Origin of the sequence: Oxynema mangrovii CENA135, assembly GCF_016632315.1 — a bacterium.
GTDB lineage: Bacteria > Cyanobacteriota > Cyanobacteriia > Cyanobacteriales > Laspinemataceae > Oxynema > Oxynema aestuarii.
In genome coordinates, this window is record NZ_JAEOXH010000001.1 from 2,201,518 (window position 1) to 2,226,367 (window position 24,850).

17 protein-coding genes and 1 tRNA gene are annotated in these 24,850 nt (G+C 50.3%); 16 read left to right on the forward strand and 2 right to left on the reverse strand.

Annotated elements, in window-relative coordinates; genetic code table 11:
- The first annotated feature begins 24 nt into the window (after window positions 1–24).
- The 5 genes from JJD41_RS08705 to JJD41_RS08725 all read left to right on the forward strand — a co-directional run bounded on the left by JJD41_RS08705 (window position 25) and on the right by JJD41_RS08725 (window position 6,547).
- Complete coding sequence (locus tag JJD41_RS08705) at window positions 25–1,968, forward strand: CapA family protein (RefSeq protein ID WP_200665577.1); 1,944 nt, start codon at window positions 25–27, stop codon at window positions 1,966–1,968.
- Between the two features lie 70 nt (window positions 1,969–2,038).
- Window positions 2,039–2,908 carry an aldose epimerase family protein gene (locus tag JJD41_RS08710; RefSeq protein WP_200665578.1) on the forward strand — a complete coding sequence of 290 codons (870 nt, stop codon included), beginning with the start codon at window positions 2,039–2,041 and terminating at the stop codon, window positions 2,906–2,908.
- Window positions 2,909–2,976: 68 nt separating this feature from the next.
- Window positions 2,977–3,048: transfer RNA gene (locus JJD41_RS08715), tRNA-Lys, on the forward strand.
- 854 nt (window positions 3,049–3,902) lie between these two features.
- A complete protein-coding gene (gene fba, locus JJD41_RS08720; protein WP_168570206.1) occupies window positions 3,903–4,985 on the forward strand; it encodes a class II fructose-bisphosphate aldolase in 1,083 nt (360 codons plus the stop codon).
- A gap of 725 nt (window positions 4,986–5,710) precedes the next feature.
- Window positions 5,711–6,547 carry a cistern family PEP-CTERM protein gene (locus JJD41_RS08725; protein WP_200665579.1) on the forward strand — a complete coding sequence of 279 codons (837 nt, stop codon included), beginning with the start codon at window positions 5,711–5,713 and terminating at the stop codon, window positions 6,545–6,547.
- 217 nt (window positions 6,548–6,764) lie between these two features.
- On the opposite strand, the gene JJD41_RS08730 is transcribed toward JJD41_RS08725, so the two are convergent.
- Entirely contained in the window at window positions 6,765–7,208 is a 444-nt protein-coding gene (locus JJD41_RS08730; RefSeq protein ID WP_200665580.1) for a hypothetical protein, read from the reverse strand.
- A gap of 256 nt (window positions 7,209–7,464) precedes the next feature.
- On the opposite strand from JJD41_RS08730, the gene JJD41_RS08735 reads away from it, so the two are divergent.
- From JJD41_RS08735 to JJD41_RS08785, 11 genes are all read left to right on the forward strand, one after another.
- Window positions 7,465–8,277, forward strand: coding sequence for a TlyA family RNA methyltransferase (locus JJD41_RS08735; protein ID WP_200667175.1), 813 nt, complete (start codon window positions 7,465–7,467; stop codon window positions 8,275–8,277).
- An 87-nt stretch (window positions 8,278–8,364) separates the two neighbouring features.
- Window positions 8,365–9,825 carry an Asp-tRNA(Asn)/Glu-tRNA(Gln) amidotransferase subunit GatA gene (gene gatA / locus JJD41_RS08740; protein ID WP_200665581.1) on the forward strand — a complete coding sequence of 487 codons (1,461 nt, stop codon included), beginning with the start codon at window positions 8,365–8,367 and terminating at the stop codon, window positions 9,823–9,825.
- A 138-nt stretch (window positions 9,826–9,963) separates the two neighbouring features.
- Window positions 9,964–10,863: an alpha/beta hydrolase gene (locus JJD41_RS08745; protein ID WP_200665582.1), complete on the forward strand. Its 900-nt coding sequence runs from the start codon at window positions 9,964–9,966 to the stop codon at window positions 10,861–10,863.
- A gap of 162 nt (window positions 10,864–11,025) precedes the next feature.
- Window positions 11,026–13,680 carry a DNA polymerase III subunit alpha gene (locus JJD41_RS08750; RefSeq protein WP_200665583.1) on the forward strand — a complete coding sequence of 885 codons (2,655 nt, stop codon included), beginning with the start codon at window positions 11,026–11,028 and terminating at the stop codon, window positions 13,678–13,680.
- A 162-nt stretch (window positions 13,681–13,842) separates the two neighbouring features.
- Window positions 13,843–14,775, forward strand: a complete 933-nt coding sequence (locus tag JJD41_RS08755; RefSeq protein ID WP_200665584.1) for a hypothetical protein — start codon at window positions 13,843–13,845, stop codon at window positions 14,773–14,775.
- 213 nt (window positions 14,776–14,988) lie between these two features.
- Window positions 14,989–16,176, forward strand: a complete 1,188-nt coding sequence (locus JJD41_RS08760) for a CHAT domain-containing protein (RefSeq protein ID WP_200665585.1) — start codon at window positions 14,989–14,991, stop codon at window positions 16,174–16,176.
- Entirely contained in the window at window positions 16,173–17,225 is a 1,053-nt protein-coding gene (locus JJD41_RS08765; RefSeq protein WP_200665586.1) for a hypothetical protein, read from the forward strand. Before JJD41_RS08760 ends, JJD41_RS08765 begins: the two co-directional genes overlap by 4 nt.
- 30 nt (window positions 17,226–17,255) lie before the next feature.
- The gene (locus JJD41_RS08770; RefSeq protein ID WP_234488555.1) at window positions 17,256–18,305 is read left to right on the forward strand and encodes an AAA family ATPase; all 1,050 of its coding nucleotides are present in this window, start codon (window positions 17,256–17,258) and stop codon (window positions 18,303–18,305) included.
- Between the two features lies 1 nt (window position 18,306).
- Window positions 18,307–19,377 carry a VWA containing CoxE family protein gene (locus tag JJD41_RS08775; protein ID WP_200665587.1) on the forward strand — a complete coding sequence of 357 codons (1,071 nt, stop codon included), beginning with the start codon at window positions 18,307–18,309 and terminating at the stop codon, window positions 19,375–19,377.
- A 27-nt stretch (window positions 19,378–19,404) separates the two neighbouring features.
- Window positions 19,405–21,039, forward strand: coding sequence for a formylglycine-generating enzyme family protein (locus tag JJD41_RS08780; RefSeq protein ID WP_200665588.1), 1,635 nt, complete (start codon window positions 19,405–19,407; stop codon window positions 21,037–21,039).
- 498 nt (window positions 21,040–21,537) lie between these two features.
- Window positions 21,538–22,890 carry a helix-hairpin-helix domain-containing protein gene (locus tag JJD41_RS08785; RefSeq protein WP_200665589.1) on the forward strand — a complete coding sequence of 451 codons (1,353 nt, stop codon included), beginning with the start codon at window positions 21,538–21,540 and terminating at the stop codon, window positions 22,888–22,890.
- A gap of 31 nt (window positions 22,891–22,921) precedes the next feature.
- Here the strand turns inward: JJD41_RS08785 and JJD41_RS08790 are convergent, their stop codons facing one another.
- Entirely contained in the window at window positions 22,922–24,829 is a 1,908-nt protein-coding gene (locus JJD41_RS08790; RefSeq protein WP_200665590.1) for a serine/threonine-protein kinase, read from the reverse strand.
- Between the last annotated feature and the right edge of the window lie 21 nt (window positions 24,830–24,850).

A 24,850-nucleotide genomic window follows, 5' to 3' on the forward strand; every position in this document is an offset into this window, starting at 1 on the left:
GAGTACCTAGGAGGAGTCAAGAGAATGATCGGCTACAGCACCACAGCGCAACCGTCGATGCTCAATCTGGCGAGGGAGGGAAATTTTCGGGCGATCGCCTATTTAATCAACAGTTATTTAGCTCCTCAAGGCATTTACGCCCGAGTCCAGCCCGTACATGGCGGCTGTCTGCCCATTCGCTTGGAATTTCAAACCCTCCCCGACCGCCAGGATCTGTACGTGCAACTGCGCGAAAGCCTGATTAAATTTATCTGCCATCACATCTGGCGGCTCAACTCCGAGGCGATCGAAGGGGTTCGGATCGTGGCCACCTGGGCCAATCCCTTAGCCCGAGAACAGCCCAATATTTTATGGAATCAATCGATTCGGATCGTCACCCCCGCCAACCAGCAACGACGGCTTAAATATCTCAAATATTTGCAAGCCGGAGTCAAAAAAGCCGCCGAATGGTTGAATTTCAAGCTCTTGCGGGTCTGCTTGCTCGCCGGAGGGGTGGCGGTGGCGTCCTTCGCGATCGGGTTTGCCCTCAGTTACGCCGACCTCCGCCACCAAGCCTTAGACCATTCTTCCTCCGGCGATCGTTCCGCCAGCAACTCGGGTCGCCCGATGACGGTGAGCGCCGCGTTAGAAACCATTCCGGTCACCCGACACGATGCGGTACTCGACCCGACCGATCCGACGGTGACCCTGATGTTTGGCGGGGACGTGACCCTCAGCGACGGGTTTGAAGATCTGATCGGGAACGATTATGCCTGGGGCTTCGACCAAATGCCCGAATACCGCGATGCGGATGTGGCGATGGTGAATTTAGAAGGAACGTTGACGAAAGCGGACACGATCCGCCCGAAAGCGTTCAATTTTAAAAGCGATCCGGCAATGGTGGAGGTGCTCGAGCACGGCGGCGTCGATCTGGTCAATTTGGCGAACAACCACGCGATGGACTACAACGGGCCCGGATTGCAAGAAACGCTAGAGACCTTGGCGGGGGCGGGCATTCACGCGATCGGTGCGGGGATGAACTTGACCGAAGCGCGACGACCGGAGATCGTGGAAGTTAAGGGTCAGCGTATTGCTTATTTCGGCTACTATACCGGAGATTTTCACGAGGCAGTGGGGGAAACGCCGGGGACGAATCGGGGATTGAAAGAACGGATTGCCGAAGATTTGCAGGCGGTCCGCGATGAGGTGGAATGGATTGTGGTGAATTTCCATTGGGGGGTGGAGTTGGCAAATTATCCCGATGTCTGGCAAACTCAGCTTGCCCGTTACACGATCGACCGAGGGGCCGACGCGATCGTCGGACACCATCCCCACGTGTTGCAAGGGGCGGAGATTTACAAGGATCGTCCGATCGCCTATTCGTTAGGGAATTTTATTTTTGGGGGCAATGCGCGCAGCGATTACGATACGGCGGTGTTGAAGATTGCCCTGCGCGAGGGTCAAATGAAGGTGGAATTTTTGCCCGTGGAGGTTCAGAAGTACCAACCCCGGGTCGTGACTGGGGAACGCGGCGATCGCATTCTCCAACAGATCGAAATGCTCTCGGGCAGTTTCGAGCAACCGATGGTTTCGCCGACGATCCTCGAAGGGCGCCCCGGCACCCCGACGGCGGCGGCGACTCCGGTGCAGGAGTCGGCAGCAGCGAAGTCAGAAGAGGAGGTCGCGGGCGAAGCCTCGGGCGATCGTGCAGCGTCTTTGAAGGAGAATCGCCCGTCGGAAGCCGGACGGGCCGAGGGGGAAAGCTTCGACGTGTCGCCGTTTACGGCGGCAAGTGAGGCTGAGGAACTGGCGACGGCGGGCGATCGCGACTCCGATCGCAAAGCCGCAGGCGCCTCCGGACGCGGCTCTCAAGCTGGGTTGGTCGTCGCTACGGCTTTGGCGGTGGGCGCCCTCGGCGTGACCACCACTGCGATTCGGCAGAAAAAAATCGAACCGCCTGCTTTCGCGAAAACCAACGGCGGAAGTTAGTAGCGTTACCGGACGCAAGGGCTACGGTCTACGGGTTAGGGACATACCGAACGAGGACAAAGGACAAAAAGTGTTTGCGATCGCAGTTGAAGAACAACAATACAAAACCTACATTCTCTCCGACCAAGCCACCCCGTCTCGGCTTGAAGTCGTTCCCGAACGCGGCGGGATGATTACGCGCTGGCAATATTGCGGTCACGACCTGCTCTATTTAGATGCCGGACGCTTTGCCAATCCCAACCTCAGCGTTCGCGGCGGTATTCCCATTTTGTTTCCCATCTGCGGCAATCTTCCCAACGATCTCTATACCTATCGGGGTCGAGAATACAAACTCAAACAACACGGCTTCGCCCGCGATTTGCCCTGGCGGGTGAGCGATCGCAACACCCAAGAAGGGGTCAGCATTACCCTCATTCTCGAAAGTAACGACTTTACCCGCAGCCTGTACCCGTTTGACTTCGAGTTGGCCTTTACCTACACCCTCAAAGGCAACATCCTCGAAATCGACCAGCGCTATACCAATCACTCTCAGGAAAATATGCCCTTTGCTACGGGCTTACATCCTTATTTTTGGACGGCGGACAAAAGCCAGCTCCAATTTAAAATTCCGGCGGTTCAATTCTACGACCAAACCACCCATCGCAAACATCCGTTTACCGGAACGTTCGATTTCGATCGCCCGGAAATCGATGCGGCGTTTACAAAAGTCACCGGACTGGCGGCGACGGTACGCGACCACCAGCGCCAACTGCAAGTCAGGATGTTGTACAAAGCCAGTTACTCGAATTTGGTGTTTTGGACGATCGAGGGTAAAGAGTTCTACTGTCTCGAACCGTGGAGTTCCCCCCGCAACGCCCTCAATACGGGTCAGCACCTCATCCGTTTGGCTCCGGGAGACAAGTGGGAGACCCAAGTTCGTTTGAGTGTCGATTTTTTTTGAAAAAGGTATTGCGTTCTCAAAAAGCTCGTGCTAACCTAGCTAAGGTGCGTCGGAAACGAGAAACGCGCGGGTCGCTAACTCAACGGTAGAGTACTCGGCTTTTAACCGATTAGTTCCGGGTTCGAATCCCGGGCGACCCATTTATTACTGGAAGGTCACTATTTGCCCCCGAGTTCGGGGAGTTTTGATAAAGATCTTCCGTTCTCCTTTAGGGAGTGAGAGGGATAACCTTCCATCGATTTTGTAGTTAGCCAACCTCAAATCCATTCCAGATTTTCAATATTTGACGGACTAATTGAACGTCCCGATCGATCGCGAAAGGCGATCGCCCGATGATTTTTGTTTCCCTCGTTTCGTTGATTTCTCCAGTGGAATGAACGACAACTCGCCGTTACGATCGCCCTCATTTACCCCAGTCGCGATCGCGCCGTCCGTTAGAATTTCGACAACCGATCGGGTATGGAGATCGCTCTCAAAACCGTAAAACCTTGAGATTTCCGATTTTTAGAGATCGTTCGCCATCAAGTGAAATTTGTCGAAAATTTGGGGTCTAGAACTCCGTCGTCCTACGACGGCTTTCTAGTATAATCAAATGAAGTCGAAAATCCGATGTGTAGTCGTGACCTGCAAACTGACTGTTGTCAAAACGCTAGTGTCACCAACTCTATAGGAGTTGCCCCACTACCTCAGTGCCCTCTAAGAAAGAATACGGCATAGGTGGGAGATCGAAAAAAGAATTGAGTAGGGTAGGGCATACCCGAATTTACGCTTGGGGAGTAGTCCATCAGAGTGCTTGCTGTAAAAGGTGTAGTCGGACTAGACATGAAACTGTAAGACCTAGACTGGCATGGCTAGTAGAGGCAAGATTCAGCCCAAGAATCCCCGCGACTTTAGTCCGGGGAGTGTCAGAGCGTCAGACTTAAAATTGTCTGTAACGATTAAGATTGACTGAAAGCGAATCCCTCGCAAAATAAAAAGTTAGGAGGAAAATTCTATGGCTCTCGTTCCAATGCGGCTTCTGCTCGATCACGCAGCAGAAAACGGTTATGGCATCCCCGCTTATAACGTCAACAACATGGAGCAGATCCTCGCGATCATGCGTGCGGCTGACGAAACCAACAGCCCCGTGATCCTGCAAGCGTCTCGCGGCGCTCGCTCCTACGCTGGGGAACACTTCCTGCGTCACTTGGTTCAAGCTGCAGTGGAAAGCTATCCCCACCTGCCGATCGCCTTACACCAAGACCACGGTAATGCTCCCTCCACCTGCTATTCCGCCATCCGTCACGGCTTCACCAGCGTGATGATGGACGGTTCCCTCGAAGCCGACGCCAAAACTCCCGCCAGCTTCGACTACAACGTTGCGGTAACCGCCGAAGTCGTTAAAGTGGCCCATGCCGTCGGCGCCAGTGTCGAAGGCGAACTCGGCTGCTTGGGTTCTCTCGAAACCGGAAAAGGCGATAAAGAAGACGGTCACGGGTTTGAAGGAACGCTCAGCAAAGAGCAGTTGTTAACCGACCCCGACGAAGCCGTTCAATTCGTCGAAGCGACTCAGGTCGATGCCCTCGCCGTCGCGATCGGAACCAGCCACGGCGCTTACAAATTCACCCGCAAACCGACGGGCGAAATCCTCGCCATCAGCCGGATCGAAGAAATTCACAACCGCCTGCCCAACACCCACTTGGTCATGCACGGTTCTTCCTCCGTGCCTCAAGATCTGCTCGAGATGATCAACCAGTACGGCGGTAGCATTCCCGAGACCTACGGCGTGCCGATCGAAGAAATTCAAAAAGGCATCAAGAGCGGCGTTCGCAAGGTCAACATCGACACCGACAACCGCTTGGCGATCACGGCGGCGATTCGCGAAGCGGCGGCTAAAGATCCGTCGAACTTCGACCCCCGCCACTTCATGAAACCGTCGATGAAGTACATGCAAAAAGTGTGCGCCGAGCGTTACGAAGCCTTTGGCTGCTCGGGTAACGGCACCAAAGTCAAGCAAGTTGGCTTGGATGAGTTTGCCGCCAAATATGCGAAAGGCGAATTGACTGCGGTGACTAAAGAGACCGCCGCCGCCAAATAAGCGAATTGTAGTTCGAGGGACGCGAACTGAGCGAATCGTCGAACTCTTCTCTAAAAGTGTTTTGACTTTGGGTAGCTTAACCGCTACCCGATTTTTTTTGCGGGGTGGCAGTGGATCCGATCGCCCCCAGCCGCGATCGGTTTTTAAAAAATTTACAAGTCTTTACTGAGATCGATTGACAAATGCGATCGCCCTGCTCCTTTGGTGTCAGTAAAAATACACAATTGACGGGCGGCAGCTCCGCGTACAACCAGACCGTAATTCTACTCCAATCGTCCTTGAAAGGCGATCGCGTTCGAGTCACATCACAGCACGCCGAACGATACTGCATCATCTCAACTGCACAAATCTATTTCGGTTTGAGGGCGATCGCGCCATTTCCGTAAAACTTCGGAATCGAGTTTCTTGCCCTGTTAAAACTTAATCAATCTTACTCTCTAGATGAAGATTTCAAAAAGCTTTAGCTCGAACGTGGACAGCTTGCCGACAGGATTAATAGAGTAGATTAGAGGACTTCTATAAAACAGTAAGTACATTTTTCATCATTAAGGAGGTGTTCGCCCAATTGCAACGCAATGTTTACATTTACCATTGACGAGTTCGCTGGCCCTGCACGCCAGCCAACACTATCTCAAGGTGACAGCTCGATCTCAATGGAGTGCAACGACAATGACACATTTGTTTGATGTTATCCAGCGTGCCGATAGGGTTGACTCAAAAAAATCATGTTCAGACCTCTAAAACAAGTCGCTCTAGCCATTTCGGCACTTGGATGCTTTAGCATCTACACCGCAAGTGCCGCACCTGCTGCTTCTGCATTTACTTTTTTTGAAGACGGCAGCATCGGTATCGACCAGAGCGACCAATCAAAAAGCTTTACCGTCAATTTTGACGGGAATTGGGAAGGGCAGGATGTTGCAGGTCTGTCTTCGGAGGCTGTCTTTACGTTTCTCGGCTTTTCTAGCGTCGAGAACGACAGTAAGACAATTACGGAGGCCAGATTTGAAATTCTGCTCGACAATACCTCCAGTGACAGTCTGAATTCTCGCAGTTCTGCCTTGGGTTTTGACGTCACCGACTTTCTGGGAGAGTCTTTAGACTTGCTGTTTGCCAGCAGTTCGGGAAGCTCTTCTTTTAATGTGGGTGTTACCCGATCGAGTGGGTTATTCAGTGAGGCTACAAGCGGATCGTTCCCCAATCAATTCGGTGCGGTTGACGTTTGTTTCACTGACGGAAATACCTGTCAGGGGGGGAAAAATGGGGGCGTTTACCGGGATGACGAACCGGAGACTTTCGAGGCGACCCTCGCTTTGTCCGGTGAAGTCGAAAGTTTCGTGATGAGCAATTTCGGTATTCGCTATCAAAGTATTACTGGAGAAGATGGCGATCGCTCCTTCGTCGGGGCGAGTGGAACCGGAACGGGAACGGTGATGCCACCGAGTTCGGACAATCCGAAAAAGGTTCCCGAACCGACGATGACCTTCGCTTTACTCTTATTAGGAGGCAATCTTCTGCGACAAAGTAGAAAAAGACAACCCGAACTTGTGGGTAAGGGTGGCTAGACCGGGCCCGTGCTGGAGAAAGATCGTGTTTCTTCTGGCATTGAGCTGTTAGCCCCCCACAGACGGGGGGTTTTTTGCGTGGGAGGGGAGTGCGATCGCAAAACCGCCGCCTTCGATGAGTTGAGAAGGGGCGGTTTTTGGGTAGAGATCGCCATCAGCGAGAGAAGGGAGCGAAAAAAGAAGGAGAAATGCACTAAAGGACTAAAACTGAAAAGGGCTAATCGGCGATTTTCTCGGACAAGACGGCCCAGGGGGTCGGGGAAAGAGGAGAGCCGAGGTTAGCTTGGGAAAGGTGGAAAGCGAACAGCAGGGGAAATAAGCCGAACGCGAAAGCGGTGAGGACGCTGGTAAAGACGAGTAGCACGGGATTGGGTCGATCGCCGCGTTCGATCGAGACCGGGTTGGGGAGGGGTTCGCGATCGCGAGGATCCGCTAATAGATCGAGAGTGACTTGAGTTTTGCGAACTTTGACGAATTGATGTGCTTTAATTTCGCGCAGGGCGTCGAGAACTTCGCGATCGCCGTAGGGTTTCTCCCGATATTCGGCGGTCCAGGCTTGAAAATCTTGTAAATCCAGGGTTACCCTGCCGTCATGGTGAGGGCGCGATCGAATCCAATGATAGAGTAGGGCGGCACGGGGGCTGAGTTTCGTCTCTAACATGGCTGATTCTCCTCCGTTCGATCGACACGAGGACGGCGATCGCTCGCGGTCTTGCTCCTCCCAGGGGGCCAGCCCGACAATCCTCGATATTTCAGGATGATTGTAACACCAGTTACAATTCCCTCTTATTTTTTGTGCATATTGTCTTTAGCTTCGACCGCTCGATAAGATAGAAGATCGCAAAATCCCCCAGTTTTGCTTTGGGTTGCTTGCAGGAGCGATCGTGGCGGCGGGGACAGTCGTGGGAACCAATGACGTGGCCAAACAAAGACTCGATACATTATTAGTCGAACTCAACCTATGTTCGTCGCGGCAATTGGCCCAGCGATCGATCCGCGCGGGAGAAGTGATGGTCGATCGCCAAATCGTAGACAAACCGGGGACGCCGATCGCCGCCGGAGCCAAGATCGAAGTCAAGGCCCGAGCGCGTTTCGTCTCGCGGGGGGGCGAAAAACTCGCCAAAGCCTTAGAATACTTTGCGATCGACGTCGGCGATCGCGTCTGTCTCGACGGGGGCATCTCCACGGGAGGATTTACCGACTGCCTGCTGCAAGCGGGGGCAAAGTGCGTCTACGGCATCGATGTCGGTTACGGACAACTCGACTGGGGGCTGAGAACCGATCCTCGGGTCGTCGTCAAAGAACGAACCAACCTGCGCTACCTTACCCCCGCCGATCTCTACACAGACGACGCCGAGCGCGCCGATTTTGGGGTAGCCGACCTCAACCACATCTCCTTAACCAAAGTCCTCAGCGCGCTGTGGGATTTGCTCGTAGCGCCCCGCGAGCTGGTTTTACTCGTCAAACCGCAGTTTGAAGTGGGGCGATCGCGCGTCGGTAAAAAAGGGGTCGTGCGCGATCCCGACGCCCAAGCCGACGCCATCTGTCAAGTCGCCGAAGCCGCGCGGGAATTGGGATGGCGCGATCTCGGGCTCACCTGGTCGCCGATTACGGGAGCGGCGGGCAATATCGAATACTTGCTGTGGCTCAGTACCGAGGGGGACGCCCCCGCCCGCGATCGCGCCACCGTCGGCGAGCTCGCCGCCCAAGCCCACCGAGAACTGCAATAAGGCGATCGCCCCCGATCCCTGCGACTCTTGACGGAGAACCGTACAATAAAGTCTGGTTAACCTGGAATTCACACAGAAGGTAGAAGTATGGCATCCATCCGGGAGATACACAAACAACTTATTAAAAAAGAGCGTTCCGCCGTCGAAATTACCAAAGAAACCCTCGAACGGATCGAAGCTTTAGAACCCAAACTGCACAGTTTCCTGACCATCACCGCCGATGGAGCCTTGGAACAAGCTCGCCAGGTGGATGCCAAAATTGCTGCCGGAGAAGACATCGGACTGCTCGAAGGCATTCCGATCGCCGTCAAAGACAACCTCTGCACCGAAGGCATTCGCACCACTTGCGGCTCTAAAATCCTCGAAAACTACATTCCCCCTTACGAATCCACCGTCACCCAAAAACTGCGCGACGCCGGGGCCGTGGTCGTCGGCAAAACCAACCTCGACGAATTCGCGATGGGCAGTTCCACCGAAAACTCCGCCTTCGGACTGACCGCCAACCCTTGGGACCTCGATCGCGTGCCCGGAGGCTCCTCCGGAGGCTCCGCCGCCGCCGTCGCCGCCGAAGAATGCACCGTCGCCCTCGGTTCCGATACCGGGGGTTCCATTCGCCAACCCGCCTCCTTCTGTGGCGTCGTCGGGATGAAACCGACCTACGGACTCGTCTCCCGTTACGGCTTGGTCGCCTACGCCTCTTCCCTCGACCAAATCGGGCCGTTCGGTCGCACCGTCGAAGATGCGGCCACCTTACTCCAACATATCGCCGGATACGATCCCAAAGACGCCACCAGCTTAAAAGTCTCGATTCCGGACTATCTCAAATCGGTCAAACCGAACTTAAAACCGAAGGGACAACGACGGATCGGCATTATTAAAGAAACCTTCGGCGAAGGCTTAGATCCCCAAGTCGAACGGGCCGTGACCGCTTCGATGGAATTGCTGCAAGAATTGGGCGCCGAAATTCAAGTGGTTTCCTGTCCCCGTTTCCGCTACGGCTTGCCGACTTACTACATCCTCGCCCCGTCGGAAGCGTCGGCGAACTTGGCGAGATACGATGGGGTGAAATACGGATTTCGGGCGGAAAATGCCGAAAATCTCGGCGAAATGTACGCCAAAACCCGCGCCCAAGGCTTTGGGGCAGAGGTCAAACGCCGGATCGCGATCGGCACCTACGCCCTGTCTGCGGGTTATTACGATGCTTACTATCTCAAAGCGCAGAAAGTCCGCACCTTAATTAAAGAAGACTTCGATCGCGCCTTCGCGCAAGTGGACGTGTTGGTTTGTCCCACCGCCCCGACTACGGCAATTAAAGCGGGAGAAAAGACCGACGATCCTTTGAGCATGTACCTGTTAGACTTGATGACGATTCCGGTGAACCTGGCGGGACTGCCCGCGATTAGCTTGCCCTGCGGCTTCGACGATAAGGGTTTGCCGATCGGAATGCAGTTGATCGGCAATGTCTTGCGCGAGGATTTGCTGTTTGAAGTGGCGTATGCTTACGAACAAGCAACCGAGTGGCACTTACGCAAACCGACTCAAGTTTGAGGAACCTGTTTGCCCGGAGGGGGATAACGAGACCCCGGGGGACGGGAGAGAGGGTTGAGGGAGTGTCTGTTGCGTGGGCGAACCGGACTCCCGCGTCCCGATTCTCGATCCCCGATCGCCGATCGCAAGGAGTGGGAGATGAAGAGTTTGGCTTGGCTGGCGAGTAGTTGGAAGTGGCCGATCGCGATCGCGCTGATGGGGGCGATCGCCTACGGTGGGATCTGTCTGTATTTGTTCGCCCGACAGAATCGCTTTATTTTCTTTCCGACGAGGGCAATCCATACCTCTCCCGCCGATTACGATGTCGCTTACGAAGACGTTTGGCTCGACGTTCCGGATAACGGCAAAGGCGAACGAATCCACGGTTGGTGGCTTCCCGGTCCCGAGGGAGAACGCCCGGCGGGAGTGCTACTGTATTTACACGGCAATGGGAGTAATGTCGGCGCCAATTTAGAAGCGGCTTTGCGCTTTCGTCAATTTGGGTTTTCGGTATTGCTGGTGGACTATCGCGGTTACGGGCGATCGCAGGGAGATTTCCCCACGGAGACCAGCGTTTACCGCGACGCCGAACGGGCGTGGGATTACTTGACCCGGGAACGGGGGATCGAACCGGGAGAGATCTTTATTTACGGACATTCCCTCGGTGGGGCCGTGGCGATCGATTTAGCGGCTCGAAACCCCGAGGCTGCGGGGGCGATCGTCGAAGCCAGCTTTACCTCGATGCGGGATATGGTCGATTATCAATATCCTTTCTTCCAAGTGTTCCCCGTCGATTTCCTCCTCACCCACGAATTCGACTCCCTGAGCAAGGTTTCCACGCTGAACGTGCCGATTTTGTTCGTTCACGGCGCCCGAGATGCGGTCGTCCCCGCCTCGATGAGCGCGCGACTGTACGATGCGGCCCCCGAACCCAAACGGCTGTTGATGATTCCCGAAGCCGATCACCACAACATCGGCGCGATCGCCCGAGAACGCTATTTTAAGGCGATGGAAGAATTAGTCGCCATCACGAATCAGTTAGAAGCCAAAAATCCCTAGGGCAGGTCTCTTTTAGTTTTGCTCGGCAACAATTTTTCCCGTCCAAAAGCTTATGGGGCGGGCAACACGAGCGCTACAATCCAATCTCAACTCCCGATTTCCTCAATGGAAAATCGAACGTCGAAAATCTAAAATTTGAAGTCTAAAATCCCAACAACTCCTATGTCTTTTGTCGGACTCCACATCCATACCGATTACAGCTTGCTCGACGGTGCCAGTCAAATTCCCCAAATGATCGATCGCGCCGTCGAATTGGGAATGCCCGCGATCGCCCTCACCGACCACGGCGTGATGTACGGGGCGATCGAACTGATTAAAACCTGCCGAACCAAAGGGATCAAACCCATTATCGGCAACGAAATGTATGTCATTAACGAACCTCTCAACACCACCAAACGCCCGCGCAAATATCATCAAGTCGTTCTCGCCAAAAATACCCAAGGCTATAAAAATCTCGTCAAGCTTACAAGTATTTCACACTTAGAAGGCGTTCACGGTAACGGTATTTTTGCCCGCCCTTGTATCAATAAAGAACTTCTCAAACAATATCACGAAGGATTGATCGTCACCAGTGCCTGTTTGGGGGGTGAAATTCCGCAAGCAATCTTACAAGGTAAACCCGAAGTCGCCCGTAAAGTCGCCCAATGGTACAAAGATTTATTCGGCGACGATTACTATTTAGAAATTCAAGATCACGGGTCCCCCGAAGACCGGATCGTTAACGTCGAAATCGTTCAAATTGCGCGAGAACTCGATATTAAAATCGTCGCGACCAACGACTCCCATTTTATTTCTTGTAAAGATGTCGAAGCCCACGATGCTTTATTGTGCATTCAAACGGGCAAGCAAATTATCGAAGAAAAACGCATGAGATATTCGGGGACGGAATATCTCAAATCCGCCGAAGAAATGGCGAAATTATTTAGAGATCATTTACCCGACGATATCATCCAGGAGGCGATCGCCACCACCTTAGAAGTCGCCGATAAAGTCGAACCCTACAAAGACATTTTACGCGAACCGCGCAGCCCTAACTTTCCGATTCCCAACGGTGAAACCGCCGAGACTTATGTAGAAAAACTCGCCTGGGAAGGATTGGAAGAGCGCTTAAATCTGCGAACCCGCGAAGAAATTCCCCAAGAGTATCAAGAACGGCTGAAATACGAGCTAAAAATGCTCCAACAGATGGGATTTTCCATGTATTTTCTCGTCGTTTGGGACTATATTAAATTCGCGCGCGATCGTCACATTCCCGTCGGACCCGGTCGCGGTTCCGCCGCCGGGTCTCTCGTCGCCTATTGCTTGCAAATTACCAACATCGATCCCGTCCATCACGGTTTACTCTTCGAGCGATTTTTAAATCCCGAACGTAAATCCATGCCCGATATCGATACGGACTTTTGTATCAAACGCCGGGATGAAGTCATCGAATACGTCACCGAACGCTACGGAAAAGATCGGGTCGCGCAAATTATTACCTTCAACCGCATGACCTCCAAAGCGGTCTTAAAAGACGTGGCGCGGGTATTGGGAATTACCTACAAACAAGCCGATGAAATGGCCAAAATGATTCCCGTTTCCCGTGGAAAACCGACCAAACTCGCCGTCATGATTTCCGACGAAACCCCGGAACCCGCCTTTAAAGAAGCATATGAAAACGACGAAATCGTGCGTCGTTGGGTCAACATGGCCATCCGCATCGAAGGAACGAATAAAACCTTTGGCGTTCACGCGGCGGGAGTTGTGATTTCAGCCGACCCCCTCGATGAAATTGTTCCCTTACAACGCAATAATGACAGGGCAGTGATTACCCAATATTCGATGGAAGATTTAGAATCCTTGGGTCTGCTAAAAATGGACTTTTTAGGATTAAAAAATCTGACCACCATTCAGCAAACTTTAGAATATATTTACCAAACCAATAAAATTCACATCGATCCTTACGATTTGCCCGCCCAAGAACGGAAAGCGCAAGCGGTTTTAAAGCGCAGCGAAGTTAAAAAATTACCGCAAGATGTTTATAAAACTTACCGCGTTCTCGAACGGGGAGATTTAGAAGGGATCTTTCAGTTAGAATCGTCGGGAATGCGCCAAGTGGTACGCGATTTGAAACCGTCGAGTATTGAGGATATTTCCTCAATTTTGGCACTGTACCGACCCGGACCGTTAGACGCGGGTCTGATTCCCAAGTTTATCAATCGCAAACACGGGAAAGAAGAGATTCAATACGACCATCAAGCGTTAGAACCGATTTTGAATGAGACTTATGGGGTTCTCGTTTATCAAGAGCAGATCATGAAAATGGCTCAAGATTTGGCGGGATATTCTTTGGGTCAAGCGGACTTGCTGCGGCGCGCGATGGGGAAAAAGAAACTCTCGGAAATGCAGAAGCACCGCGAAACGTTTATCGACGGGGCGACGAAGAACGGAATTTCGCAAAAGATTGCGGAAAATTTATTCGAGCAAATGGTCAAATTTGCAGAATATTGTTTGACCTACGAGACGGAAATTCTCACTGTAGAATACGGACCGATACCGATTGGTAAAATTGTCGAAGAACGGATCGATTGTACGATTTATACTGTCGATCGCAACGGATATATTTACACTCAGGCGATCGCCCAATGGCACGATCGCGGCACCCAGGAAGTGTACGAGTACGTGTTAGAAACAGGTGACGTTATTCGCGCGACTCCCGACCATAAGTTTATGACTGAAGACGGTCAAATGCTGCCTATTGACGAGATTTTCGAGAAGAATCTGGATTTGAAGCGGGTAGAAAATACCAGTCAGTGGGATGTTCCTCTGGTGAGTTAATCGAGTTAAAATAAAGCGATAAATAAAGCGATCGCCTTATAAGTGATAGCGCTTTTGCAGAGATTGAGGATAGGGATACGGCATTGCCGTGTCCCTAAAGGTCGTGCATTTCCCTTGAGGGTGTAAGAAAATAGTATAAACAGCAAAAATTACACGTTAAAAATGATCGTCAATCGCAACTCAATCCCGCCTAATCTCGAAGAAACACAGCAGTTGTTAACTGACTTACTCGAAGAGGTCACGCGACAGAGTGCCGATTTAGCAGGGGGTCAAGCGGAAGAACTCGCGAGAGGAAAAACTGCCGTTCAATGCCTCAAAGAAACGACAGTGACCTTTGGAGACCCGCGCAGTCGCTTAATTCCACTCACTACAGAAGGATTTGAAAGCCAAGGAGTCGAGTTAAATTATCAAACTCGGCAATTAATGAATCAGTTTGACTTTTACTCTTTGGTATTGAGCGTCAATCCTCGACCTCAAGAGAATGTAATTATTTCTCGTTTAGAATGCCAAATAAATTTTCATTCCGAAGGGAACGAAGCGCCAATCGTACACCGTCTTTGTCCCGATAGTGAGTGGCAGTGGATTGTTAAATCTGGGGTCGAAATTAGCTTGGGTTTAGATGCAAATTTAGATATTCAAGTGGGGGTCGATGCTGCCGACCTTTCTAAGCTGGTGAATCTTCCTCAATACAATGAGTTTAAAGCGAATGTAGGAACGAAAGATCGCTTCAATGCATTTACGGTTTTAGAAGGGTTAAAGTATCAACTCGGTACATTTGAATTATTCGCTCAAGGGAAAGATTGTTCCGAATGCTTTTGGCGGATCGAGAAACCGAAACTTTTAGGGCGATCGCAAATTGAATTGAATCTGATTCTCAAGGTTCCTAAAGGATGGGAGGCGATCGCCTTCACAGGTGAAGTTTGGATCGAACCCGATGTAGATTGGTGGAACCGCGAACTCGGTGATGCGATCGATGCGCTTCCTGGGTATTTAAAAGATAAATTTGGAAGTGAAAGAAGCATTGCGAGAAGCTTTGCCGTAGGTCAAAAAGAAGAGTGGGTCGGTCAGCATAAGATCGTCTTACCTCGTGGATAAATAGACCGAGGGGAAGGACACGGCAATGCCGTGTCCCTACGGGTTAAAAGGTAAAATAAAACAAAATGAAACTTAAAAATGAACTACCGATATCATCTTTGTATTCCGAATAAAGATTCGGTTCGAGTCCAATTTTGGAATCCGGAATCCCAAAGTCCGAATGAATCGAGTGGAACGTTGAATCGCGATCGCCTAAACGATCGCATTCAATCGATGCTGACCGATTCTTCCCAGTTAGTAGGAAATGCCATTCGGACAGTAGGGGAAGCTTTATTTGATTGTTTGTTTGACAGTCAATTAAGAGAGCATTTCCTAACTTATTATCGAGAACTTGTTCTAGATAAACAACAAAATTTAGAAATTATTCTGGCCATTAACGAAACAGCCTTGCCAGAACTAGTGGCTTATCCCTGGGAATTTATTTGTTTGCCCAAACGATATCAACAGGGTGAAATTCGATGGGCAACCGATCCGAAATTGAGCTTTTTTCGGACTCGATATAATCTGCAAGACAGCGATCGGCGATCGCTCCAGATTGAGCCAGAAAAGCGCCTTAAAATTGCTTTAGTTGTTGCCAGACCGATCGCCGATTCTCAATTGAAAAATGTTGAATATCGGCAAGTTGAAAGCCATTTAAGCCATTTTGCCACGCAACACACAAATATTGATTTTTTACCTGTCATCAATCCGGCGACCCCCCGGAAAGTTTCCGTACAACTCAGAGACGGTCAACCCGATATTTTTCATTTCATCGGTCACGGTCAATTGGGACAAGTTGCCTTGGTCGCCGAATCCGGCGAACCCGATTGGAAAACAGCAAGCTTTTTTAGTAACCTATTCAATCAGCATCGTCCTAAAATTGTTATCTTGCAAGCTTGTGAAACAGCGCAAGAGTCAGAGTTGGCAGCATTTAGTAGCGTCGCCGCTCATTTAATGCTGCAAGGAATTGCGATCGTGATTGCAATGCAGTATAAAATAGCCAATCAGACCGCTAGCCGTTTTGTCGGGGATTTTTATGATGAAATCATTAAAGGTCATCCCGTTGATGTCGCCGTACAACAAGCTCGGTTTAATCTGTCACTCGATAAGGGGTACGAGCAGAAAGATTTTGCTACCCCTATCCTCTACATGAACAGTAGAGATGGTTATTTATTTTCACGAGCTGAGACCCCGGATGATGACATTATCTTCAAAGAAGACGAGTTACTGGATATTTTAGAGCAGATGATTCCCGTTCAATTTAATCGGTTACTGTTTAAATTGAAAGTTCCTAAATCTTTGATGCCCTCTCCAGATAAGCCACAAACAGAGAGAGCTATTGCTCTGCTCGAATGGGCAACTGCACCGGGTGGATGCGGGCTAGAAAATATAAATAATGCTGTCAATGAGTTGTTGAAATGAACCGCCGCAGAGAATACAACGAAGACGAGCTACTGGATATCTTAGAACAAATGATTCCAGCTCAATTCAAAAAGTTATGCTTTAAACTCAAAGTTCCTAAAAATCTCCTCCCTTCCGAAGATAAAGACCAAACAAGTAAAGCGATTGCCTTACTTGAGTGGGCAACTGCACCGGGGGGCTGTGGTTTGGAGAGTATTAACTCTGGTTTAGAAAAAATGAACCTATGTTTGTCAACACCAGACGATATTTATAAAAATCCTAATGATATTCATAAAATTGCCGAAACTAGATTATTGAACTTCGATCACAAACTCACTTTAAAAACCTTTGAAGATATATTAGAACAGCTAGAATACAGGGAAAATGCAGGAATTTTTATTTTGCAAGATTGCTGGAATCGAGGAGGCAAGTATTGTCATAAAAGGTTGATTCATTATTTATCAAAAAATACGGCGGAAGGTAAGTTTCACATTAAAAGAGTTGGTTATTTAGGGGGAGATCTAAGTTGTCAGAGTTTGTTATTGCAACTTGCCAATGAATTAAATATTAGGCAAAATTGGGAGAACTTAAATGAACGAGGCATGATAGATGCGATCGCCGATCGCTTCTACGATCTAGTTCCCAAGCAAGACTCCGGTCATACTTATTTATTTCACATCAAAGGGTATGACTCTCTCTTGGAAAATGAGAGTTTCTGGGATTGGTTTATCAGGAAATTTTGGAATCATTTGATCGAGCGTATAACTCTGTTAGCGAGCCAACATCGACTACTCAAGGTTATTTTTTTATTTGAAGTTGAAATATATGTTAAAATTACAGCAGATTATATATGCGAATCTTCCAAAAACTTCGATCGCAGTAAAATAATTGAATTGCCTTTAAAGCCATGCGAAATCAAAGAAATAGAGGATTGGTTGTACAAATTCTCCTGTCTCCCTTCAGAGATTGTCGAACAATCTCTTTCGATTGTTCGCTCTACGGATAGAAGACCCGAGCGCGTTTACGATTTTTTTCGAGACAGATTAATCGAGTATTTACAAAAAGCATAGCCAAACCCTTAAAACACCTGTAATTTCCTCATGAGTCGAGTAACAGAGCGTTTTTATATCGATCCTAAATACCAGTTAGAAACCATCGCCAAAGAAATTCAAAATGATATCCCCCAAGAGCCAGAACCCTATTATTGCGATCCTCAATCGGGCTTAATTAAAGCCGTTAATTTGGCAATTTATTTGCGGCGACCTTTACTTTTAGAAGGTGAAGCAGGCTGCGGTAAAACGCGCTTGGCGAGAGCGGTGGCGCATCAATTGAGATTGCCTTACTATCGCTGGGATGTTCGTTCTAACAGTAAAGCTCAGGATGGACTGTACACTTACGATGCCATTTTACGCTTGCACGACGTTCAAATTCAGCAATTCACTTGGCAATACAGTCAACCTCCAGCCGGGTCAACCGATAAATTGCCAGCCAATCCTATCGAAGACGAACAACCCACCCAAAGACGCAATCCCAGCAATCCTCAAGATTATCGAACATTAGGAGCTTTAGGCAAAGCTTTTGATTTTAAAAGTTGCCCCTCAGTTGTTTTAATTGACGAGATTGATAAAGCGAGCATCGATTTTCCCAATGATTTATTAACGGTGTTGGATGAGCCGTGGAAATTCGAGATTCCCGAAACAGGAGAAGTGATTGAGGCGACCGAACATAACCGACCGATTGTGATAATTACCAGCAATCGCGAAAAAGGGAACCTTCCCGCTCCTTTTTTACGGCGTTGTATTTATTTTTATATTGAATTTCCAAAAGATCGACTGAAAGAAATTGTCCGAACTCACGACGAGCAAGGAAATCAACAGAAGCAACTAGAGGGAACTACAACCCCCCATCCCAGTGAGGAAGGAGAAATTATAGACCGCAGTATTGAATGTTTTCTCAAAATTCGGGAAGATGAAAGCCTAGTTAAAAAACCGGGAACCAGTGAATTTTTAGATTGGCTGGAAGCATTGAGAAATTTTGACAACGAACTGGTCAATCCAGCCAAACAGCTCACTAAATATTACCCACTTCCTCATCGGGAACTGCTATTCAAGCATTCCGAAGATTGGCTGAAAGACTGGAAGGTTTCATAATATGGAGAACTTCGATGGTAGGCAAATCCTCGATGAAATATTTAAGCGGGTGCGAACCGATTTTAACCTGGGGATTAGCGAATATTTAGCCGCCTTAAAAGCCCTCAACGGTGGATGGTGCAGTAATGAAGAAGACTGTAAAGAAACCCTGCAACTTTTATGGTGTCAGTCTCCCTCTCAACAAGAACAATTTTTAGGAATTTGGGATGTCGCTAAGGTCACTTTGGCAACCCCACCGCGCCAAGCCAGTGAGGAATTCAAACAGCCCTCTAAATCGCAACCGCCGCTCAATTCCCCCTCAACATTGGCTGAAATAAAAACAACTATCCCTCAAACCACCGAAGTCTGGGAAGCGCCATCTACCCCTCGTTTTACGACCCTACCTACTCGCGCTCCTTTTGTGGCTACAGATACAGAAACGCCGACGGCCTTTCCGGCAGATTTTCCCTTATCTCGGCGGGCTATGGTTTACCATTGGCAATATGTCAATCGTCCGGTCAAAGATGGTTGTCAAGATATCCTCGATGTCGATGAAACCGTCAAAATCGTCGCCAGTCAGGGCTTTTTTCTCTCTCCAGTTTATACCCGCCAAGAAACGAATCACGCTCATTTGCTATTATTGGTAGACCGCAATGGGTCAATGACTCCTTTTCACTACGTGATGCGTGAATTAGTAGAAACAGCTAATGATGAAAGTAGCTTACAAAAGTTAGATGTTTATTATTTTCATAATGTTCCAGCGACGAGCATTTATCGAGACCCCTATTTAACAGAATCGATTTTGCTTTCTAACCTGCTCAAAACGTGCAACACTAATACGAGTGTCTTAATTGTTAGCGATGGGGGAGCGGCTCGGGGATATCGCCGCTTCGAGCGATTTGAAGCAACCACTCGATTTTTAGACCTTCTCCGGCAAAAAACAAACCAGGTAGCCTGGTTAAATCCCATGCCTCAACAACGCTGGTACAGAACTTCTGCCCAACTGATTGCCTATCGAGTGCCGATGTATCCGATGACTCCCCAAGGGATGAGTCGTGCCATCGATACGATTATGGGAAAAAAACTGTCTTAATATTGCTGTTAATTTTGGGAACGCATCATGACTGCAGCTAATAGTTTAGTTGCCGAAGACTCTGTTGGTGAATCGGCTAAAAAAATTGTAGATCGTTTCGTTAGCCGTTTTGATGAATCTTATCGGCTGCTGGTCTATCATGCGGCGATTCCCTTAATTGTTACCCCCGAACTGCTCAATTACTTGCGCCATCAATTTCTCCGGGGACAAGTGCCTTGGGTTGCCCAAGTCGATTTACTGCTGTCCGATTTATTTACTCCAGTGGCTAGCGAACTGTATGCAATGGATTCGGCAGTTCGAGGATATCTTCTGGGAAATATCGACGTGTTTTTCCAGGAACGCGGATTCGGTGAAGGACACTTACAAAAAGTTGCTCTGATTTTATTGAGTTACATCAAATACTTGGCGCGTACCCATTCTTTCTTGCAGGCGAGTGAGTTGCAAGCCCAACAATGGGCGGCGATGGTCTGTTTGGAAGATGGAAAGCAACAAGTCGTGCGAGAACTCGAAGATGCCTTTGCCAAATGTATGAGCCAAACGGAATTAGCTCGACTGACAAGAATTACCCTCGAACTCAGCTCTCAGTTAAACCAATATCCCACTTTAATTCAATTTGCTAAGTCCGTTAGGGATTGGTGGGTCGAGGGGTCAGATGCATCGGAGTCTACCGAACGGGTGAGAGAAATTGCTCGTCTCGGTCAATCTTTAGGCATCAATTCCTCCATCTTCTTACCCCAGTTCGAGTTTGAAACAGTAACTGTCAACCGTCGCGGCGAAATTATCAAGCGGGAACGCCATCGCGCCGCTTATTTCACGGAACGGATTGCCCTCGTGTTCGATAGGGGCAATCCAAAAATGAACGAGTCCTCCTCGACGGCGCAGCAAGGGGAAAGCGAGCTGGCGGTTCCTCTGGAAATGGTAGCGATACCGGGGGGCAAATTTATGATGGGTTCGCCAGATGGGGAAGGGTATGACAGAGAAACACCCCAACATGAAGTGACCGTACCACCGTTCTTTATGGGGAAATATCCGGTGACTCAAGCTCAGTGGAGGGCCATCGCCGCCCGAACTGACTTGAAAGTGGAACGGGACCTCGACCTCAATCCTGCCCGTTTCAAAGACCGTGAAGATAGTGACGAGCGCCCGGTGGAACAAGTCAGTTGGTACGATGCGGTGGAATTCTGTAGGAGACTGTCGAAATTGACCGGGAAGGAATACCGACTGCCGAGTGAGGCGGAGTGGGAGTATGCCTGTCGGGCGGGGACGACGACCCCTTTTTATTTTGGGGAAACGATGACGGGGGAGTTAGCGAATTACTGTGCGAGGACAACTTACGCTGAGGAACCCAAAGGGCAATTTCGAGAGCAAACGACCCCGGTGGGACAGTTTCCGCCGAATGCTTTCGGTTTATATGATATGCACGGCAATGTTTGGGAATGGTGTGCGGATAGTTGGCATCGAAACTACGAAGGCGCCCCTAGGGATGGGAGTGCTTGGGTAGGTGAAAAAAACGATAGTTGTTCTTTACTTCGAGGCGGCTCGTGGTACAACGATCCTCACAACTGCTATTCTACTTACCGCGATGGCTACATCGTCGCGCGCGATGATATTGATGTCAACTTTGGTTTTCGTGTGGCGTGCAGTTCGGGAAGGGCTTTTTAACTCTTTTTTTCTTTTTAATTCTGTTTTCACTTTTTGACTATTTCTGTGTTTATTTCCCGCCGTTAGGGGAGTATTTTTTTGACTTGCGGGAAATGTTGATGGTTGATAAGAGAATAGTGAAATAGTGAAATGGTTCATTCCTGTTTTTTGGAGAGGATCCCCCTAAATCCCCCTTTAAAAGGGGGACTTGTGTTTTTGATTTTTGTAAAGCAAGATGACAGGATTTTTAAGTGTCCATAAGTATTATTCTTTGGTGAAGTGGTATGCTCTTTGTGTTTGGAGAGAATTCCCTTGAATCTCTATTGGAAAGGGGACGTGACTGTCATCGACTAGAGAAATCGATCGCGTGATGACACTTCTTGCATAATCTTCAAAAGCCCCCCTTTTTAAGGGGGGTTGGGGGGATCGTTCCCGAAGGATGGAAGAGATCTGTTCGGCAAAGCGCTATAAAATCATTAAAATCATTAAAATAGAAGTTCGGTTTAGGGAGTAATCATCGTGGTTAAAATTGTTTCGCGTCGCCGCGTCGGGACGGAGCGGGTTTACGATATTGGAGTGGTTCGCGATCATAATTTCTTATTGTTAAATGGGTTGGTGGCGTCGAATTGCTTCAATAAATCCCATTCGACGGCTTACGGTTACGTCACTTATCAAACGGCGTATTTAAAAGCGAATTATCCCGTCGAATATATGGCGGCGTTACTGACGGCGAACAGTGGCGATAAAGATAAGGTGAATAAATATATCGCCAACTGTGGAAGTATGGCGATTGAGGTGGAGCAGCCGGATATCAATCGCTCGGGGGTGGATTTTACTCCGGTAGAGGGTAAAATTTTATTCGGACTGTCGGCGGTGCGCAATGTGGGGGATGCAGCGATCGCCGCCATTTTACAGGCACGAGAGAAGGACGGACCGTTTAAATCCTTGGAAGATTTATGCGATCGCGTGGACTTGCGGACGGTCAACCGTCGGGGGTTGGAATCCCTGATTCAATGCGGGGCTTTGGACTGCCTCAATTCCAATCGCAGACAGGCGATCGAGCATTTAGAAGCGGTGATTAAATGGGCCGGAGAACGGGCCCGCGATCGCGATTCCGGTCAGGGCAACCTGTTCGACCTGCTCGGCAATAGCAATAATAACAATGGGGCCAAGGCAGACAACGGCCAGTTTGAAGGGGCGCCGAAACCGCCACAAGTACCGGATTACCCGCAACAAGAAAAATTGCGCTTGGAAAAAGAATTACTCGGCTTCTACGTTTCCGACCATCCCCTCAAAGATATTCAAAAATCGGCCAAAGTTTTAGCGCCTGTGGAGTTGGGACAGTTAGAAGACCAGCGCCAGGACGCCTATATCAGCGCGGTGGTGATGCTGACGGAGGTCAAACCGATCGTCACGAAGAAAGGCGATCGCATGGCGATCGTGCAGATGGAGGACTTGACCGGATCGGCGGAAGGGGTAGTCTTTCCCAAGTCTTACGAACGGATTGCGGCGCATATCCAACCGGACACGCGCCTGATTATTTGGGGGAAATGCGATCGCCGCGACGACAAAATCCAAATTATCGTCAACGATGTCGAACCCGTGGAACAGGTTCGCATGGTCATGGTGGAACTGACCCCAGACCAGGCGGGAGATATGCAACAAAGCCACAACCTGCGGACGATCCTGCAAGAACAAGTCGGCGACAAAGAAAAAGCGAAAATTCCGGTGATCGCGATCGTTCAGGGGGGCGGACGGCGGCAACTCGTGCGCTTCGGCGCCAGTTTCCGGGTGCAAGATAGCGAAGGCGCGGTAGAAGCCCTGTGTAACGCAGGGTTCCCGGCGCGTGCTTCTTCGCTTACCGAGTATTGACGACGCCCTCGGCGATCGCCCCCCGATCCAGTTACGGCTTTTGCCAAATAATAATCTTATTCTCTTCCTTGCCGGATGCAGTGGCGAGCTTGTGACCGTCGGGACTGAAGGCCAGGGTGAGGACGCGCCCTCGATGTCCTTTGAGGATATCGACGATCGTGCGTTGTCGGACATCCCAGAGGACGACCGTATTCTCGAAATGGGCGCTCGCCATCGTCATCCCGTCGGGACTGAACGCCAAAGCGTTCACCCGTCCCCAATGTCCGGTAAACGTATGGATACGGCTGCCCGTTTCCACGTCCCACAGGCCGATGGTTTGGTCGAAATGACCGCTCGCCAGCAGTTTGCCGTCGGGGGAAAAGGTGACCGTATTGACGAGCAGACCGTTGCTATTGAGGGTGCAGCGCTCTTTTCCGGTACGGACGTTCCACAGGACGATCGTCCCGTCGCGGCTGCCACTGGCGAGGAGTAAGCCGTCGGGAGAAAAGGCGACGGAGTAGACCCAACTTTTATGACCTTTTAAGGTCCGCAGGCGCTGACCGTTGCGCCAGTTCCAGAGAATGATTTTGCCGTCCCAACTGCCACTGGCGAGTAGTTTACCTTCGACGGAGAAGGTGACGGCGTTGACGAGCAAGGAGTGACCGCCGAACAGGGACTGACCGAGGGTGCGAATCGATTCCCCGGTTTCGCTATTCCAGAGTACGATCGTTTTATCTTGGCTGCCACTGGCGAGTACGAGTCCGTCGGGGGAAAAAGCGACGGAGTAGACGCCATCGGAATGACCTTTTAAGGTTCGCCGTCGTTGTCCGGTTTCGGGATCCCAGAAGATGATGGTGCGATCGGAACTGCCACTGGCGAGGAGCTGACTGTCGGGAGAGAAGGCGACAGACCACACCCAGCCCTCGTGAGCGTCGATCTGGTGCAGGGGTTGCCAGGTTTTGGGAGCGATCGCCTCCTCTGGATTGGATCCTGGCGTGGAGGGAGTGGATGAGGCGGTCTCGGCTCGGGAACTGGCGATTTCCGCAGTCGGGATCGTCGCGGCTTCGAGCTGCTGGAGGTCTTCTAAGACCTCTTGAGCGGATTGATAGCGTTTGTTAATGCTGTGGTTGACGAGTTTGTTGAGGATGTGGGCGAGGCGATCGCTCACGTCGGTACGTTTCTGCTGTAAGTATTCCCGCCACATCCAGCGTCCTTGCAGGGGGTCGTAGAGGTGATCGGTGCGCTCTTGGGTCAGCAGGACGAGGCAGGTGACGCCCAAGCTAAACAAGTCGCTGGCGGGATAGACTTGCCGAAAGCGCATTTCTGGCGCGGCGTAGCCTTCATCGACGAACAGTCCGGTCTGACTGAGGCGATCGGCGAGGTCGCGGGAAATGCCAAAATCAATCAGGAGCAGATCGCCGTCGGGTTTTTGTAGCAGGTTGTTGGGTTTGATGTCGCGGTGGATGACCCCGGAATCGTGGATGTATTTGAGGACGGGGAGGATGTTGGCGAGGAATTGGCGAATTTGTGCTTCGGTATAGGGGTGTGGTTGGTCGAGGTGGTGGAGGGTGTGGCCTTCGACGTATTCTTGAATTAAATATAAGGCGCGTTCGTCGCAGAAGTAAGCGCGGACGGTAGGGATTTGAGGGTGTTGACCGACGATCTGCCAGCGTCTGGCTTCTTTCTCGAACAGGTTGCGGATGCGATCGAGTTCGTCGCGATCGCCGAGGTCTTCTCCTAATGATGAAAAGTCTACGAGTAAGTATTGTTTGATCGCTACGCGATCGCCCGGTCGTTCGCGATCGATCCCCTCAAAGGTGCGGCAGCATCCCGCTTCTCCGAGCAGTTTGACGGCTTGGTAGCGTTGTTTGAGCAGTAATGGCGACTCGCACGCCGCACAGGTGAATGCGTCGGGGGCGTTGACCGGATGCGGACAAGCTGGATTGAGGCAATAACTCATAATTTTGTATACACCAATGAA